The 15,011-nt window shown below is 46.2% G+C and carries 13 protein-coding genes; 9 read left to right on the forward strand and 4 right to left on the reverse strand.

Annotation, left to right across the window (positions count from 1 at the left end; translation table 11 throughout):
* Positions 1 to 44: 44 nt before the first annotated feature.
* Complete coding sequence (locus tag HUX64_RS16160; RefSeq protein WP_174627243.1) at positions 45 to 1,916, reverse strand: PAS domain S-box protein; 1,872 nt, start codon at positions 1,914 to 1,916, stop codon at positions 45 to 47.
* A 112-nt stretch (positions 1,917 to 2,028) separates the two neighbouring features.
* Between HUX64_RS16160 and HUX64_RS16165 the strand changes: the two genes are divergently transcribed.
* Positions 2,029 to 2,181 (forward strand): hypothetical protein, encoded by a 153-nt coding sequence (locus HUX64_RS16165; protein ID WP_174627244.1) that lies wholly within the window; start codon positions 2,029 to 2,031, stop codon positions 2,179 to 2,181.
* 48 nt (positions 2,182 to 2,229) lie between these two features.
* Here HUX64_RS16165 and HUX64_RS16170 read toward each other — a convergent pair whose 3' ends face one another.
* Positions 2,230 to 5,202, reverse strand: coding sequence for a chemotaxis protein CheB (locus tag HUX64_RS16170; protein ID WP_174627245.1), 2,973 nt, complete (start codon positions 5,200 to 5,202; stop codon positions 2,230 to 2,232).
* A 369-nt stretch (positions 5,203 to 5,571) separates the two neighbouring features.
* Between HUX64_RS16170 and HUX64_RS16175 the strand changes: the two genes are divergently transcribed.
* The 7 genes from HUX64_RS16175 to HUX64_RS16205 all read left to right on the forward strand — a co-directional run bounded on the left by HUX64_RS16175 (position 5,572) and on the right by HUX64_RS16205 (position 12,668).
* On the forward strand, positions 5,572 to 5,745 hold the full coding sequence (locus HUX64_RS16175) for a hypothetical protein (protein ID WP_174627246.1): 174 nt from the start codon (positions 5,572 to 5,574) through the stop codon (positions 5,743 to 5,745).
* A 287-nt stretch (positions 5,746 to 6,032) separates the two neighbouring features.
* On the forward strand, positions 6,033 to 8,204 hold the full coding sequence (locus HUX64_RS16180; RefSeq protein ID WP_174627247.1) for a sensor domain-containing protein: 2,172 nt from the start codon (positions 6,033 to 6,035) through the stop codon (positions 8,202 to 8,204).
* 186 nt (positions 8,205 to 8,390) lie between these two features.
* A complete protein-coding gene (locus HUX64_RS16185) occupies positions 8,391 to 8,588 on the forward strand; it encodes a DUF2934 domain-containing protein (protein ID WP_174627248.1) in 198 nt (65 codons plus the stop codon).
* Between the two features lie 50 nt (positions 8,589 to 8,638).
* Complete coding sequence (locus tag HUX64_RS16190; RefSeq protein ID WP_174627249.1) at positions 8,639 to 9,319, forward strand: hypothetical protein; 681 nt, start codon at positions 8,639 to 8,641, stop codon at positions 9,317 to 9,319.
* A gap of 367 nt (positions 9,320 to 9,686) precedes the next feature.
* On the forward strand, positions 9,687 to 11,045 hold the full coding sequence (gene prsR, locus HUX64_RS16195; protein WP_174627250.1) for a PEP-CTERM-box response regulator transcription factor: 1,359 nt from the start codon (positions 9,687 to 9,689) through the stop codon (positions 11,043 to 11,045).
* 109 nt (positions 11,046 to 11,154) lie between these two features.
* Entirely contained in the window at positions 11,155 to 12,042 is an 888-nt protein-coding gene (locus HUX64_RS16200) for an exosortase/archaeosortase family protein (RefSeq protein WP_246247078.1), read from the forward strand.
* Positions 12,039 to 12,668, forward strand: a complete 630-nt coding sequence (locus HUX64_RS16205) for a hypothetical protein (protein WP_174627251.1) — start codon at positions 12,039 to 12,041, stop codon at positions 12,666 to 12,668. The genes HUX64_RS16200 and HUX64_RS16205 overlap by 4 nt, the downstream gene beginning before the upstream one ends.
* A gap of 7 nt (positions 12,669 to 12,675) precedes the next feature.
* On the opposite strand, the gene HUX64_RS16210 is transcribed toward HUX64_RS16205, so the two are convergent.
* Together HUX64_RS16210 and HUX64_RS16215 are read right to left on the reverse strand one after the other, a co-directional pair.
* On the reverse strand, positions 12,676 to 12,942 hold the full coding sequence (locus HUX64_RS16210) for a hypothetical protein (protein ID WP_174627252.1): 267 nt from the start codon (positions 12,940 to 12,942) through the stop codon (positions 12,676 to 12,678).
* Positions 12,939 to 13,148 carry a ribbon-helix-helix domain-containing protein gene (locus HUX64_RS16215; protein WP_174627253.1) on the reverse strand — a complete coding sequence of 70 codons (210 nt, stop codon included), beginning with the start codon at positions 13,146 to 13,148 and terminating at the stop codon, positions 12,939 to 12,941. Before HUX64_RS16215 ends, HUX64_RS16210 begins: the two co-directional genes overlap by 4 nt.
* Positions 13,149 to 13,606: 458 nt before the next feature.
* Between HUX64_RS16215 and HUX64_RS16220 the strand changes: the two genes are divergently transcribed.
* Entirely contained in the window at positions 13,607 to 14,872 is a 1,266-nt protein-coding gene (locus tag HUX64_RS16220; RefSeq protein ID WP_246247079.1) for an HD-GYP domain-containing protein, read from the forward strand.
* The last annotated feature ends 139 nt before the right edge of the window (positions 14,873 to 15,011 follow it).

Here is a 15,011-nt window from a genome sequence, read left to right on the forward strand (position 1 = left end):
AAATTTCCTGAGATTACCGTAGCCGGGGCGACTGAAGCTTGCGCTTAACCGGAAGATGCGCTGTCCGCCTGGTCATCGCCCTCGTCTTGCGCCGGCGGCAGGGTGAAATAAAAGGTGCTGCCTTTTTCCTGCCGGGTATTGAAATGTAAACTGCCGCCATGGGCTTCGACAAGCGATCGGCTGATCGACAGGCCCATGCCCATGCCGTTGTCTTTCGTGGTGAAAAAAGGCGTCAATACTTTATCCCGTCTTAATTCCGAAATGCCCGTGCCGTTGTCTTTTACACTGACCTCTATGTAGTTATGAGCATTAAGATAAGTCCTGATCACCACTTTTCGTTCCCGTTCTGCAGGCAGCTCCTTTAAACTATCGCAACTGTTTCTGAACAGATTTAACAGAACTTGCTCGATTTGTACCTTATCGACATTGATACGAGGAAGATCTTTAGTCAATTCATACTTTATTTGTATACTGTTGTGTTTGAAGTCAGCCGCGCATAAGCTCGCTGCCTCCTGCACCAGGGCGTTAATCTCAGCGCTAATGCGGTATATTGTCCGGGATTTGACAAATTCTCTCATGCGGTGAATTATCTGGCCCGCCCTGAGCGCCTCACTATGAGTTTTCTGCAAAATTTCGGTGAACCCCGCCATATTCCCGGTTCCGGATGCAATTAAATTCAGGCAGGCCTGGGTATAACCGGAAATGGCTGTCAGCGGCTGATTGACTTCATGCGCAATCCCTGACGCCATTTCTCCCATCAGCCCAAGCCGGGTGACATGAGCCAGTGCTTCCAGATGATCTTTATCCTGCTTTGCCTGCCTTTTGCGCAAACTCACATCGCGTATGATGCCGGCAAAATAGCGTGCCTTGTCCACAGTAAATTCAGCTACGGACAAATCCAGCGGCACTACGGAGCCGTCCTTGCGCAAGCCTTCAACTTCTCGAACCTGGTGCGTGAACTCGGCTATTTGCTGGTTTAGATAAGTCCTGAAATCAGGCAGTTGCTTGGCCTTGGCCGCCGGTATGAGTCTGGTAATGCTGTGGCCGACCAGTTCATCGGGCATGAAGCCAAAGATAGTGGCGACGGCCGAATTTGCGGAAACGATTTTGCCAGCGGCATCAATGGTGATAATGCCTTCTATGGAAGCATTGAAAATGCAGTTGAGCTTGGCTTCCCGTTCCGCTAATTGATGTTTGGAATACTCGAGCTCGTCAATTTTTTTCTGCAACTGCCTATTGGCTTCCATAAGCTCTTCGGTCTGGTCATGGACTTTTTCCAGCAGCTGCTTGTTTAGATTAATAATGGTCTGCCTGGCTTTTTTACTCTCGGTAATATCATTGATGGTCAGCCATATTTCCGGATTCCTGTTTTCGCGGTAAGCGAGCGTAGCATGGCATTCCACATCTATCGGCCGCTTATCAACAATGAGCCTGATCTCCACAGTCTGATCGCTCTGCCGCGTAGTCAGGTCTCTGAGGAAAAAATAATAAATATTCTGATCCGCAGGATTAACAAATTCCCCCAGCTTGCGCTTGCCGAGCTTCTCTCTAGGGCAGCTCAGCAAGCGCGCCGCCGCAAGATTGGCCGCCAGGATAGCGCCTTTTATGTCCAGCGTCAGATAAACCAGCGGCGATAAATTAAAAAGCTGCGCATAGCGGTCGCGGGAGGCTCCCAGTTCCCGATGCGCGCGGTTAAGCTCCTCATTTTGCAGTTCAAGTTCTATCTGGTGAACCTGAAATTCGAACAACAGTTTTTGAAAGTCCTCAGTAGACAGCCGCGCAATATCGGTCTCGGATTTGTCCAGCAGTGCTTCCGCCCGCTTCCGGATACTATCCTGTACCTCCTGCGGGCATTTGGCTTGCCGGCGGATGTTATCGTCAGTTTTCTTGTTTTCAGCAGGATTAATCAAGCTCATTATCTGTTTCCTCGAACTGCCGAAAAAATCCGGCTATTATATTTTTTGATACCTATATGCATGCGTCATTCGGGCCGGGCCTGCCCCGGTCAGGGATTCACTCCGGGCTATTATGCCCGGAGCCCTTCGGGTCAATGCCAAGCTGTTCCAGGCAGACTGGTCATGCGGGGCTGTCCTGCCCCGCACCCCAAGGGGTAAATGCCAATCCGCTCCCGGCGGATTGGTCATGCGGGCTGTCCTGGCCGGGCAGGCCCTGCCGGAATGACGCTGTTTTCATTTGACTGACGATTCTTGTTAATCATGTTATTTTGCTTTATCTGGTTTTCTCATGGCTCTCGTCTATGGCCAGAAGAATCAATGGCGGAGTATCTTTCGATTGCTTCAGGATGCGGCCGTTAATAATAAGCTGTTTTTTGCCCAGGCCCGGAAACTCGGCGTCATGGACAAGTTTATCAAAGGCAGTATGGCCTGTTAATATTTCGGATAAGTGGCGGCGTAATTCTACTGAGTCCCATGCCTGCTTATGGACGGCAGACAGCGATTGCCCGGTCAAATTTTCATTCGCGGCATTGAAGGCTTGAATAAATGCAGGATTGGCCGAGATTATCTGCAAACTGCCATCCAGCACCAGCAAGGGCTGAGTTATGGTATTGACAATCGAAGTAGTCAATTCCGCCAGCTCAGCCGTTTTTTCCGCCTTTTTAAGCCGGCCGATATCGACAAAGGTAATGACCAGTCCGTCGATCATATTTTCCACCGTCCGGTAAGGCAGGATGCGCAGCAGATACCATTGTCCCCGCCTGGTCTGCACTTCAATGCTTTTACTTTCCAGGGTCATCAGCACCTTTTTTGCATCGTCAATCAAATGCTTGTATTTGAGATTTGAAGTCAAGTCGCCCAGGGGCCTGCCTATATCGCTGTCAATCAGTTTGACAAGGTTTCTAGCGGGTTGGGTATAGCGTCTTATTTTCAGGTCGGTATCCAGGAAAATGGTGGCGATGTCTGTGCTGTTCAACAGGTTCTGCAAGTCGTTATTGGCATGGGAAAGCATTTCCACCTTGTTTTGCAGCTCACTGTTCACGGTATTCAATTCTTCATTAAGTGACTGCATTTCCTCTTTGGAAGTTTCCAGTTCTTCATTAGAGCTTTGCAATTCCTCATTAGTCGACTGCAACTCTTCATTGGCGGATTTGAGTTTCTCGTTGGCCGCTTGCAATTCCTCAACAGTAGCCCTGAGCGACTCTTTAATAAAATCAAGTTCCTGCTCAAGCTGTTCTTTTTCCTTGTTATTCGCAATTATCGGCTGTTTCTTTTGTTTGGAATAATAATAAATTCTAGTGTCTTTTTTATGGGGGTGAAAAGACACCAGAAACAAGTCTTTCAAGGTTTCCGGATGCATGATTCTTACCAGCGAAAAGTCAACGGTTTCAAAATCACCGTTAGTTTTCACGCGAAGACCGGAGCAGATAATTTCATTTTCGCCTTTTTTTACAGCCTGGTTCAAGGCATTCATCAGAGGCATGCGCAAGCCTTCCCTGGCCATTTCAATAATATTCCAGCTCGGCTGGCCTGGCGTGGGTTCAAGATAGTTGCCGGTGCGGCCGTGGATATAAAAGATTTTGCCGTGTTCGTTGATGATCAAGCTGACCGGCACATGCAGTTCCATCAATATCCGTTCTATCTGGCGCCCCAGCAGGCCGGATTGGGATTGCAGGTTCAGCGATTTTAAAGGAGGAGGCTGTAAGGCGTCATTCGGGCGCACATAAAGATTGATCTTGGAAAGGGGAAGTCTGCTCGGGTAGGTGTTGCGCTGATATATTTTCCATTTGCCGTCAACAACGAAAAACAGGTCATCAAAATTGCCGATGGATTCAGAAGATCCCAGAAACAGGATGGCGCCGAGGTTCAAGGCGTAATGGAAACGCGGCAGAAGTTCTTTTTGCAAGTCAGCATTCAGGTAAATAAGCACATTCCGGCAACTGATCAAATCCAGGCGGGTGAACGGCGGCTGCTGAATCAGGTTCTGGACGGCAAATATAATGGTATCGCGAATTTCCTTGATAATGCAGTAATGATTGTCCTTCAAATAAAAGAACCGCGCCAGACGTTCAGGGCTAACATCGGCGGCAATGCCGATCGGATAGCTTCCGTCGCGCGCCCAGATGATGCAGGATTCATCCAGGTCGGTGGCAAAAATTTGAAAGTGATAATTTTTACCGAATTTTTCATTATATTCCCTGAGCAAAATGGCGATGGAGTAGGCTTCTTCACCGGTTGAGCAGCCCGGTATCCAGACGCGCACTTCATAATTATCCGGCTTGTCCTGGAATAATTTCGGCAGGGCCTTGGCGCTTAATGCTTCAAAGGCTTCAGGGTCCCGGAAAAAATTAGTTACGTTAATCAAAAGCTCTTTAAACAGTTTGTCAATCTCAACAGGATTTTCCTGTAGAAATTCAATATAGATGTCCGGATTTTTGATCTGATGAATATTCATGCGCCGCATTATGCGCCGTTTAAGGGTAGTGGATTTGTAACCCGAGAAATCATGCGCGGTCCGGTTACGCAGCAAGATAAAGGCTTTATGCAGAATTTCGGAATTGACCAGATCGGCCGCTTCCTCCTTGTCAATCTCCCTGTCTTTAAAATTCGAGCTTTCACTGTATTCAATCAGCTGTTGCCCCATTTTTTCGGGGGGCAGTACGAAATCCACCTCGCCCATGGCTATGGCGCTGAGCGGCATGCCGTCAAATTTGGCGGTTGGCGGCTCCTGAGCCATGGTCATGCCCGCGGCGCCTTTAATGGCTTTAAGACCCAGGGTGCCGTCCGTGCCTGTTCCTGAAAGAACAATGCCGACGCTTTTTTCCTGCACATCGTCAGCCAGCGAGCGTAAAAAATAATCGATGGGCAGATTCACCGGATTATGTTTCGGACTGGCCATCAAATGCAGGCGGCGCTTGAAAACCGACAGGTTTTTCCCCGGAGGACCTACAAAAACCTGGTTTTTTTCCAATAGCATGCCGTCTTCGGCGGTAACCACCGGCATATCGGTGAACTTGACCAGCAGCTCAGGCAGCAAGCTTACATGTTCGGGTAACTGGTGAGTGACGACAATAAAAGCAAAACCGGTTTCCGGCGATAAATGAGAGAGGAATAGTTGCAGCGCTTCCAGCCCTCCGGCTGACGCGCCTATGCCGACAACCGGCAATGCTGTTTCCGCGGCGTCCTCGAGGCGAAAGGGCGCTGCTTCTTGTGCCTGGCTATCGGTTTTATCATTGTCAATAGTCACGGAAAATGCTGATTTAATTTAGTCAGGTTGCTGAATTATAAAAAATTAATTTTTATGTGGGGCTAATTCATCCTAACACAACCCCTGGTAAGGAAAAAGACATACTTCGCCATGCAACATTTGTCATGCACAGGAGTAATCAACCCGGCTTAAGACTCGCGCAGTTTAAATCCCAACCGATCATCACCGCTCCTTGGTACGGTTTTTTTTTCAGATTATTTATCTTTCTAGGTAATTGTACGAATTGTTTAGGCATTGTTTTTTAAGTATAAATATTTTCACACTTTCCTTACGCCACTGGTAAATAGAAAGTCGAATTTTAAACAATCCGTACAATTGATTTTGACTATTAAATTCGGAGAGAGAGAAATGGCTGCCTCAAATAGAAGTGATAAACCGCTTAAAATTGACGGAATTGACATTGAACTGAAAGAAAAGCAGTTTATGGATGTCGATTTTGAATACTACAAAGTAATAAAAACCAAAACCAAGAAAAACTCGCATTCTTTTAATAACGAAATGAAATCATTTCGTCGTGTATAGGTTGGAGTTTGATAGCACCTTTCAAGTTTGCAGTAATGCACCGGAAGGAATTCTCCTTGGCCGGTTCGTCGGAGGTCCTTCCGGGCAGGGTGATGGAAAAGAATAAATAAACTTTTATGGGGTAAATCGCTCACAGCCCTACCAGTCCGGCTTAAAAACTGAACTGCTATGATTTTGCTTTTAAAGAATTTAAAAGCAAAATCATACGCGTCTCAAGCCCTTTTATATTCATCGGGCGGCGTTAAAACCTCAATTCTGAGGTTTTGTAACGAACTAGAGGAAATATCATGGCCAAAAAACTTAAGGCGCCGGCTGTGGATATTGATTCGGTATTTTCCATGCAGCAGATAACGAATCAAACCCGGCTCCTTGAAACCTTGCATTTCAGCGAAGCAAAATTTATTTCCTTATTTGACACTACCGACCAGGGCATTATTTATCTAGATCCAACAGGTAGTGTTGTGTCTGTCAATCAGTCCGCCGAGCATATGCTGGGTGTTTCGATGCAGAATATCAAAGGCCGTCGCCTGACGTCTTCCTGCCCTAAAATTATCCGCGAAGATGGTTCGGTATTCCCGCATGAGCAACAACCTATGATGCTGGCTTTGCGCTCGGGAAAACCGGTAGAAAATGTCATTATGGGTTTATTTAATGCCGGGAAAAAAAGTTATTGCTGGGTGAACACCACCTCAGTCCCGATTTTTAAGCCCAATCAGCCGCAACCCGAGCAAATACTGATGATCATGACCGATATTAGCCGATGGAAACTCAACGAAGCCACCTTGAATCTGGCTTCCGTTATTGTTAACAATACTGGTGAAAGCCTGTTCGTTACCGATAAAAATCGAAAAATTATTTCCGTTAACGGCGCTTTTACGGCTATCACGGGCTTTACCCAGCGGGAGGTTGCCGGCAAGCATGCCGATTTTCTTCATGCCAGCAAAGATACTATAAAAATAAAAGATACTATAAAAATATATGATGGCTCGGGAGATGACCGCTCGGCAAAAGATAGCTGGCAAGGCGAGGTATGGCAGCGGCGCAAATACGGCCCTGATTTTCCTTCGTGGATAACGGTTAGCGAGGTAAAAGATTCACACGGGCGCCTGACCCATTTTGTCTATATGTTTATAGATATAACTCAACTGAAGAAAGTTGAGGATCGGCTGGGCTTTCTTGCCTATCATGATCCGCTGACAAAATTGCCTAACCGGATGCTGTTGAAAGACCGCATTGATCATGCTTTGCAAAATGCGCAGCGGGCTAATTCACAAGTCGCTGTTTTATTTCTTGATCTTGACCGGTTTAAAAATATAAATGATATCCACGGCCATGCTGCGGGCGACAGTTTATTAAGGGAAGTAGCCAGGCGTATTAAAAGCCTGGTCAGAAAGGAAGATACCGTATCGCGTTATTCCGGCGATGAATTCATTGTGTGCATGGAAGATGTTCCCGATGCCGCGAGTCCTGCTTCGCTGGCACAAAAACTGATTGATGCGTTTGAGCTGCCGTTTTATATCAAACAGCAGCGGCTGCAAATATCAGCCAGTGTGGGCATCAGCCTGTTTCCGAGGGATGGCCGGGATGGGGATACGTTGATTAAAAATGCCGATGCGGCAATGTATCGGGCTAAAAAGAAAGGACGGAATAATTTTCAATATTATAGTTCCGGACTGACCACGGATGCTTTCGAGAAAATGGCGACGGACAATTTATTGAAGCAGTCTATAGACCGCAATGAATTGCTTTTATATTACCAGCCGCGAATTTGCCTGAAAACCGGAAAACTGGCCGGCGTCGAAGCCCTGGTGCGCTGGCAACATTCTACCCTGGGCCAGATAGGGCCTTTGCAGTTTATTCCCCTGGCTGAGAAAAGCGGGTTCATGGTGCCTCTGGGTGAATGGGTTTTGCAAACGGCCTGTCTGCAGATGCGGCGCTGGCTGGACGAAGGCCTGTCAATAAAAAAGATGGTAGTCAATGTATCGGCAGCGCAATTTCTGCATTGCGATTTTGCCGCGGCCATTGAGCGGATATTACGCATGAGCAGACTTGAGCCGGGCTGTCTGGAGCTGCAAATTACCGAAAGCAGTCTCATGGACAATTCCGAGCAAAGCGCCAAGTCCTTTAGCCAGCTGGGCGCAGCAGGAATAGACATGACGATTGATGATTTCGGCATGGGCTGTTTTTCATTTACTAAATTAAAAAGCACGCCTGTTAAAAAACTGAAAATCGACAGTTCTTTTGTAAAGAATATGGGGAATAATAGCCATGATGAAGATATTGTCCGCGCGATAATTGCCTTGGGTCATAGTATGCATTTACAGGTTATTGCCGAAGGGATTGAATCTGAAGGCCAGCAAAAACAGCTGCAGGATTTAGGTTGTGATGAAGGCCAGGGTTATTTATACAGTCCGCCGGTATCGCCAGCTTCGGAAATATTCCGGCAGTTAATGCCATAATATCCTGCCTAGAACGAATCCGTGTACAGGGAGGCCGCGCAGTTGAAATACCAGATACCTAAGTATTTATACGAATAAGCAATATTGTATTTTGTAGATAAAATAAATCCTATATTTTGTATATAAAAAAATATATAAAAAATGCTCGTATAAACGCTACTTTTAAAGGCGAAGAGAAGAGAGAAAATGAAAGCTGTAAATAAGTTAATTCCCATTGCCAGGAATGGGAGCAGGGATGCTGAAAAATTCCAAAAAATGACTGCCGAATGCGCTTGTTTCAAAGCCCTGAAAAAAGGCTTTGCCGCGCTCATGTGCTGGAAGCCTGGCTTGAAAGCTGAAAAGGCAGTTGGCAATCACTATTTCCAATGGTTTATAGAAGTTTAATCATTAGTTTTAATCAGAATTATTAATTGCTTTAATAGGGAGGTATTAATATGAAACGTAGCGCGGTTACCGCTATTCCCTTGCAGGATAAAATAAAAGAACACAGGCAATGCATTGCTTTTCATGAGGCTGGTCATGCCGCCGCCATTTATTTAAATAATAAGGCCAATAATCTTCCACCGGTTTTTTTTCAGATCATTTTTAAGGATATAAAAAGCGAGAAAGATTACGATGTAACTGTCTATCAGGTAAGCCAGGGCGATTGTATTGCCAAGGTTGAAGGCGGGCGCCTGATTGAATCCTTACCTCCTTCTGTTGAAGGCCTGGTGCATAAACTTACTGAACATAATGCCTCAATGGTTCAGTTAGTAGAAGATTTCATGACAGCCTTTGAGACAGATATTATAAATTTGCTTATCGGCCCATTAGCCGAGGCCAGGTATATGGCTGCTACGGATAATGAAGCTTTTAATCAGCATCTGATCAGCCTTAAAGCCCTGAAAAATTATGGCGGCACTTCTGATCTTGCGTTGGCCAATGAGTATTTACAAAGTCTTTCTGCCTGCAAAGACTATCAGGTCACGAAGCTGGATGATTTGTTTAAATCAGCTTTTAAATTTATAAACGATAATTCAAACTGGAAAGCAGTTACTAAATTGGCTAATTATATTCTTAAAAGTAATAAAAATATTATCAGTTGCGAGGAGGTTGCCCTGGTACTTGAACAATAACTCAGCAGGCTACACGACCTGTCCGGTAACCGGACTGAAAAGCAGCAATGCTTGCCCTATAAATTAAGTAGTATTTTTTACCGATCTTTTCGCCCTTACCTTCGCTAAATGGTTTATCCTATCTTGCGGTTCCGATTTTTCCGCAGCGTGGCCGGTTTCTAGCCGGATATAAAATAAATAATGCCGGAAAAAGAGGATTCGAACCGGCTCTTTCCCTAAACGTCTGCAGCCTGCCTAAATCTAAAAAATCAATATTCAAAATTTTCAGGAAAATCCAATAACTGCTATTCTTAATTCTTGACTGTAAGATATAAGCAGCCTTTTAAAATGTTGCAAGTATTCAATAAGATAATAAAAAGGTAAGAAGTTGGACGACAAGAAAATTTTACTTATTGTAGAAGACGATCCTGGACTGCAAAAACAATTGAAATGGAGTTTTGAGGACTACCAAATTGTAATTGCAGGCAATAGGGTCGAAGCGATTACAGCGTTAAGGCGTTACAGCCCCTGCGTTATGACCCTGGATCTGGGCTTGCCTCCGGATCCGGCTAATGCCAGCGAAGGACTTGAGACGCTCAAGGAAATTCTGGCGCTGGCTCCTTCTGCCAAGGTCATCGTAGTAACCGGGAATGACGACCGTGAAAATGCCGTTAAAGCTGTGGCTTTGGGCGCCTATGATTTTTATCAAAAACCCGTCGATATTGATATTCTTGCCATGATTATTGAGCGCGCCTTTCAGCTCGACGGACTGGAGAAGGAATACCTGAGGCTGCAAAAACACAGTGCAGAACCGTTGGCGGGTATTGTCGGGGCCTGCAAAAAGATGCAGGAGCTTACCCGCATGGTGGAAAAAGTGGCCCCTACCAATGTCACCACCTTGTTATTGGGCGAAAGCGGCACCGGCAAGGAAGTGCTGGCCAAGGCGATTCATGGCTTAAGCGACCGTTCCGGCAAACCCTTTGTGGCTATAAACTGTGCTGCGATTCCTGAGAATCTGCTGGAAAGTGAATTATTCGGCTATGAAAAAGGGGCTTTTACCGGCGCCGCGCAGCAAACCCGGGGAAAAATCGAATATGCCCATACCGGCACTTTTTTTCTCGATGAAATCGGGGATCTTCCCGTTCCATTGCAAGCCAAGCTATTGCGTTTTATTCAGGAAAGAGTTATAGAACGGCTTGGCGGCAGAAAAGAAATAGCTGTCGATGTGCGCATTATTTGCGCTACTCACCAGAACCTGCAAGCCTTAATCGACGAAGGCAGATTCAGGCAGGATTTATACTACCGGCTTAGTGAAATAACGATTAATATTCCTCCTTTGCGGGAAAGACAAGGCGATATCCTTATGATTGGCACGGCTTTCCTGAAACGCTTTTGCGAGTTAAACAATAAAAAAGTCAAAGGATTCAGTAAGGGTGCCGCCAGAGCTATAGAAAATTATCCCTGGCCTGGCAATATCCGGGAGCTTGAAAACAAAATCAAACGCGCGGTCATTATGACCGACGGTACCAGCATAAGCTTTGACGATCTGGAACTGGAGAAAGAGGATGGCGAGGTTTCAATACCGTTTAATCTGAAAGAGGTTCGGGAAGAAGCAGAAACATTGGCTATAAAAAGAGCCTTGACCTATTCCAACAATAATATTTCCAATACGGCAAAGCTGCTTGGAGTAACCCGTCCTACACTTTATGCATTGTTTGAAAAATACCAGATTCATGTTAATGAGTAGATGACCCTAGCTTTAAATCATTACTGACTCAATCTGCATGCAGATCGGCTGTTTAAACCCGGGCTGAGGTTCAGTTTAAAACACCCTGACTGTAAGGTGATACTTCCGAATGAATACCAATACCTGGACAAATCCCTACTTTAAATCTGCTATACGCCCGTCAACTCGCCAGCGCTGGCTGCTCTGGCTGGTGTCGGCGGCGCTTGTGGTTTTATTCGCCCCGGATTTTTTGTGGCTTTGGGAGCGCTGGACGATGAGCGTGTGGCAGAATGGCCATGGGATTCTTGTTACCGCCCTGGTACTTTATTTTATCCGGGAAGAATTGCACAAGCTGAAATATGCGCCGCCCAGTTCCAATGCCTGGGGATTTGCCGTGCTTATTCCGGCCTTGATGATGCATATGCTTGATACCGGCATACATTCCCAGCTTCTTTCGGCCGCTGCGCTGTTATTGTCTCTACCGGGTCTTTCGTTACTGTTTTTTGGCGCGGAGCGAACTAAAGCCATTCTTTTTCCTCTGGCTACGTTGTTCCTTACCTTGCCCATTCCGCTGGTTTTTACAGAATCCATACACCTTGCCCTTCGGCATATCGCCACCCGGAGCGTGACCTGGCTGCTCAAATTATTCGGCGTGCCGGTATTTTCTACAGGCACCCTGCTTCAGGTTGAAAATGGCTCATTAATGGTGGCCGACGCCTGCAGCGGCTTTGCGACGCTTTATGCCGCTGTGACTATTGCCGTACTGACCGCTTATTTTTGCCATGACATGCGCCGCAGAATACTGGTGCTGCTCATTGCAGTCCCGCTTGCGGTCGGCGTTAATATAATCCGGGTATTAATTCTTACCCTGCTGGTGAACTGGTTTGGCCTAGATGTGCTTGCGACTTCAGCCCATGAACTATCAGGTTTGCTGACTTTTATGATTGCCTTGCCCATTATCTTCTTTCTGGGGCGGAATCCGCCTGAGTCAATGCCGGCCGCCGGCAACAAACAATGATATCAAGCCGCTATGCGCTTCCGGTGGCGATCCTGCTGCTGCTGGCGCTGATACCAACCATTATTCATAGCTATCTGGGATTGATTAAAAACGATGGCAGGTCGGTACAAAAAATAAAGCCGGTATTGGGCAACTTTAGCTCTTTACCGTCAAATCGAAAGCCCGGCTGGGGTGAAGATACGTTTGGCAGCCAGGACTGGTTTGAACGCATCTATAAAGATGAACAGGGCCATTCAATTCGACTGTTCGCGGCGCGTTCCTATGATCACAAACGCCTTTATCATCATCCTGAACTTGCCTTATCCTACGCCAAAGATTTTAGCAATAAAGGTTTAATGGTATTGCCAGGGCAGCCGGAAATTCCGGTTAATTTATTCCGGGGCGCTAGCCGGGCGGATATGGCGGCATTTGTTTTATTGTATGAAGATAACTTCATTGCCAACCCGATTTCCCACCAGATTCAGGATTCGCTTAATCTGCTGCTCAGCGCCAGAAAACCAATGACCTTATTTTATATAGCCGATGATATGGCCCCTGATAATATTCCATTCAGCCAGACATCCGCCGCCTCGCTTCTTGATAAAGCAATCAGGGACTTTATGGCGCAACAGATACCGCCTCCTTAAACGGTAGCTATTTTTTAATCAAGTACCCGATCAGTCCACCCGCCGCTGCGGAAAGTACAGATTGCGCCCCTCTTTTGGCATCGGGCGAAGATTCTGCTGAGTCCAGCGTGTGGAAACAAAGCCAGCCGATCAGCGACACAAACACAAGTGTCATGACGAAGAGCACAATCTCCTTAAACAAGCGAACCCGGCGTTCACCATCCGTTTCCATACGCTCAACAGAAACACTGAATTCATGCCCGGGCGGGGGCGAATTGAGGTCAATTGAACTCACAGGCCAATAATCTCGGTTTCCAGTTTTTGCGTTTCCGGATCGACAAGGCCGACTTTGCGGCCTCTTTTCTTGCCTTCATACATCGCAAGGTAGAGCGTTAATGCCTTGCGAAGAATCTCGCTTTTATTGGTTTCCGATTCCATGGCCGCCCGGTCAATTTCCCGGCTTAAATCATCCGAGAGAGTTATGTTCATACGCGTACTCATTAAGATACTCCAAATTAATGTTAAATAGATATCCATAATACACGAAATAAATGTATAAAATAAACAGGATAATAAAATTACTCAACCACCTGTATGCGTGGTGCAAATCATGGCCTGCTGGGCGCCGCCACTAGTAAGAGGGGATTTGTCAGGAGCAGGCGCATCAGGTTTTGGTTTTCTGGCGCTTATCAGCATTCATGACTATGGCGGGCCGGTTTTATCAGAGCAAGCCCGCCTGCTTTTTCAGATTGAGATCCTTTCAACGGAGGGAAAATCGTCAAAAGGCTCCTGCGTTTAAAGCAGCCGTACCTGACGGGACTATACTAGTTGTGAAAGGCGTGAAGAAGTAGAGGCCTGGGCAATAGGCTGGATGTAGGAGAGGGTAATTCGGCTTTTTTACAGGATATGTATGACCATTTTAAGGTAGGCAAAACTTTTCAAAGAGGAGTAAAAGCCCTATGGATGATAATGAATTTCCAGCTTTATCAAATACCATGATGCAGATTGATGTCAAGGATCTGAAAATCGGTATGTATGTCTCCAGACTCGATAAACCCTGGCTGGAAACCAGTTTTTTATTTCAGGGGTTTGAGTTAAAAAGTCAGGCGGACATTCATGCAGTCAAGCAGCACTGTAAATTTGTTTATATTGATGTCGCCAGACAAAACAAATCACCGGCCAGAGTAACAAGAAAAATCTCGTTTAATAAAGAGTGGCTGGATAAACGGGTTCCACCAAAGCCGCTTTCCACTTTTGAAAAGGAGATTGTGCGGGCCGGCTATGTTTATCAGGAAACCAGTGATCTGGTTAGAAGTTTTATGCAGGAGGTGCAGTTAGGCAAGAGCATCAATGTCGAAATAGCCAAAAAAGCCGTGGCCGCCTGTGTGGATAGCATTCTTCATGCGCCGGATGCCCTGTTATGGATGACTCAGTTAAAAAACCGGGACTTGTATACCTCCCAACACAGTATGAATGTCTGCATTTTGGCTATTGCCCTGGGCAGACAGATAAATCTTCCCGAAAAGGAACTTAATAATGTCGGTTTATGCGGCATGATGCACGACATGGGAAAAATGCGGGTGCCGCTGGAAGTTTTAAACAAGCCCGGGAAACTCGATCCTGATGAATTAAAAATCATGCAAAGCCATCCGCAGCTGGGCTGGCAATTGTTAATGTCAAGCCGCGGCATGTACGGGGGCGCCGTAGATGTCGCCTACAGTCATCATGAGCGGCTGGATGGAACAGGGTATCCCAGAAAATTAACTGCCGAACAGATTACTCCCTATACCCGCATAGTGGCTATTGTCGATATGTACGATGCCATTACCAGCGATCGCGTTTACCAGCAGGGCCGAACCCATCTTGAGGCGATTAACATCATGACCAAGCTATGCGGAGCTCACCTTGATTCAGGACTTACCTATAAATTCATTGAATGTCTCGGTATTTATCCTCCCGGCAGCATTGTTGAAATGGATAATGGGGAAGTCGCGATAGTTGTTGAAGTCAATCAGAAGCAGAAAATCAAACCCAAAATTATTTTATTGCTGGATGAGGATAAAAAAACCAGGCCTGAACGAATGATTGATTTGTCCAAAATGGATTTGGATGCGAGCGGGCATGGCTATAGAATCAGGAAAAATGTCAGGGCGGAGGACTATGGTATTGATCTGAATAAATACTACCATAACGGAATGATAGAACGAGGTTTGGCAGCAGTATAATCCTGATTTACCTTACCATTATAGCCTGCACGGAACCGGCCGGACAGCGTTACGTCTAGCCAGAGAGGAACATGTCCATATCGGCAAGAGAGCTGAACAGCGCTGGCATACTTTTTATTCAGGCGGAAGCCTCGAATAA

The organism is Candidatus Methylobacter favarea, from assembly GCF_902806695.1.
GTDB lineage: Bacteria > Pseudomonadota > Gammaproteobacteria > Methylococcales > Methylomonadaceae > Methylobacter_B > Methylobacter_B favarea.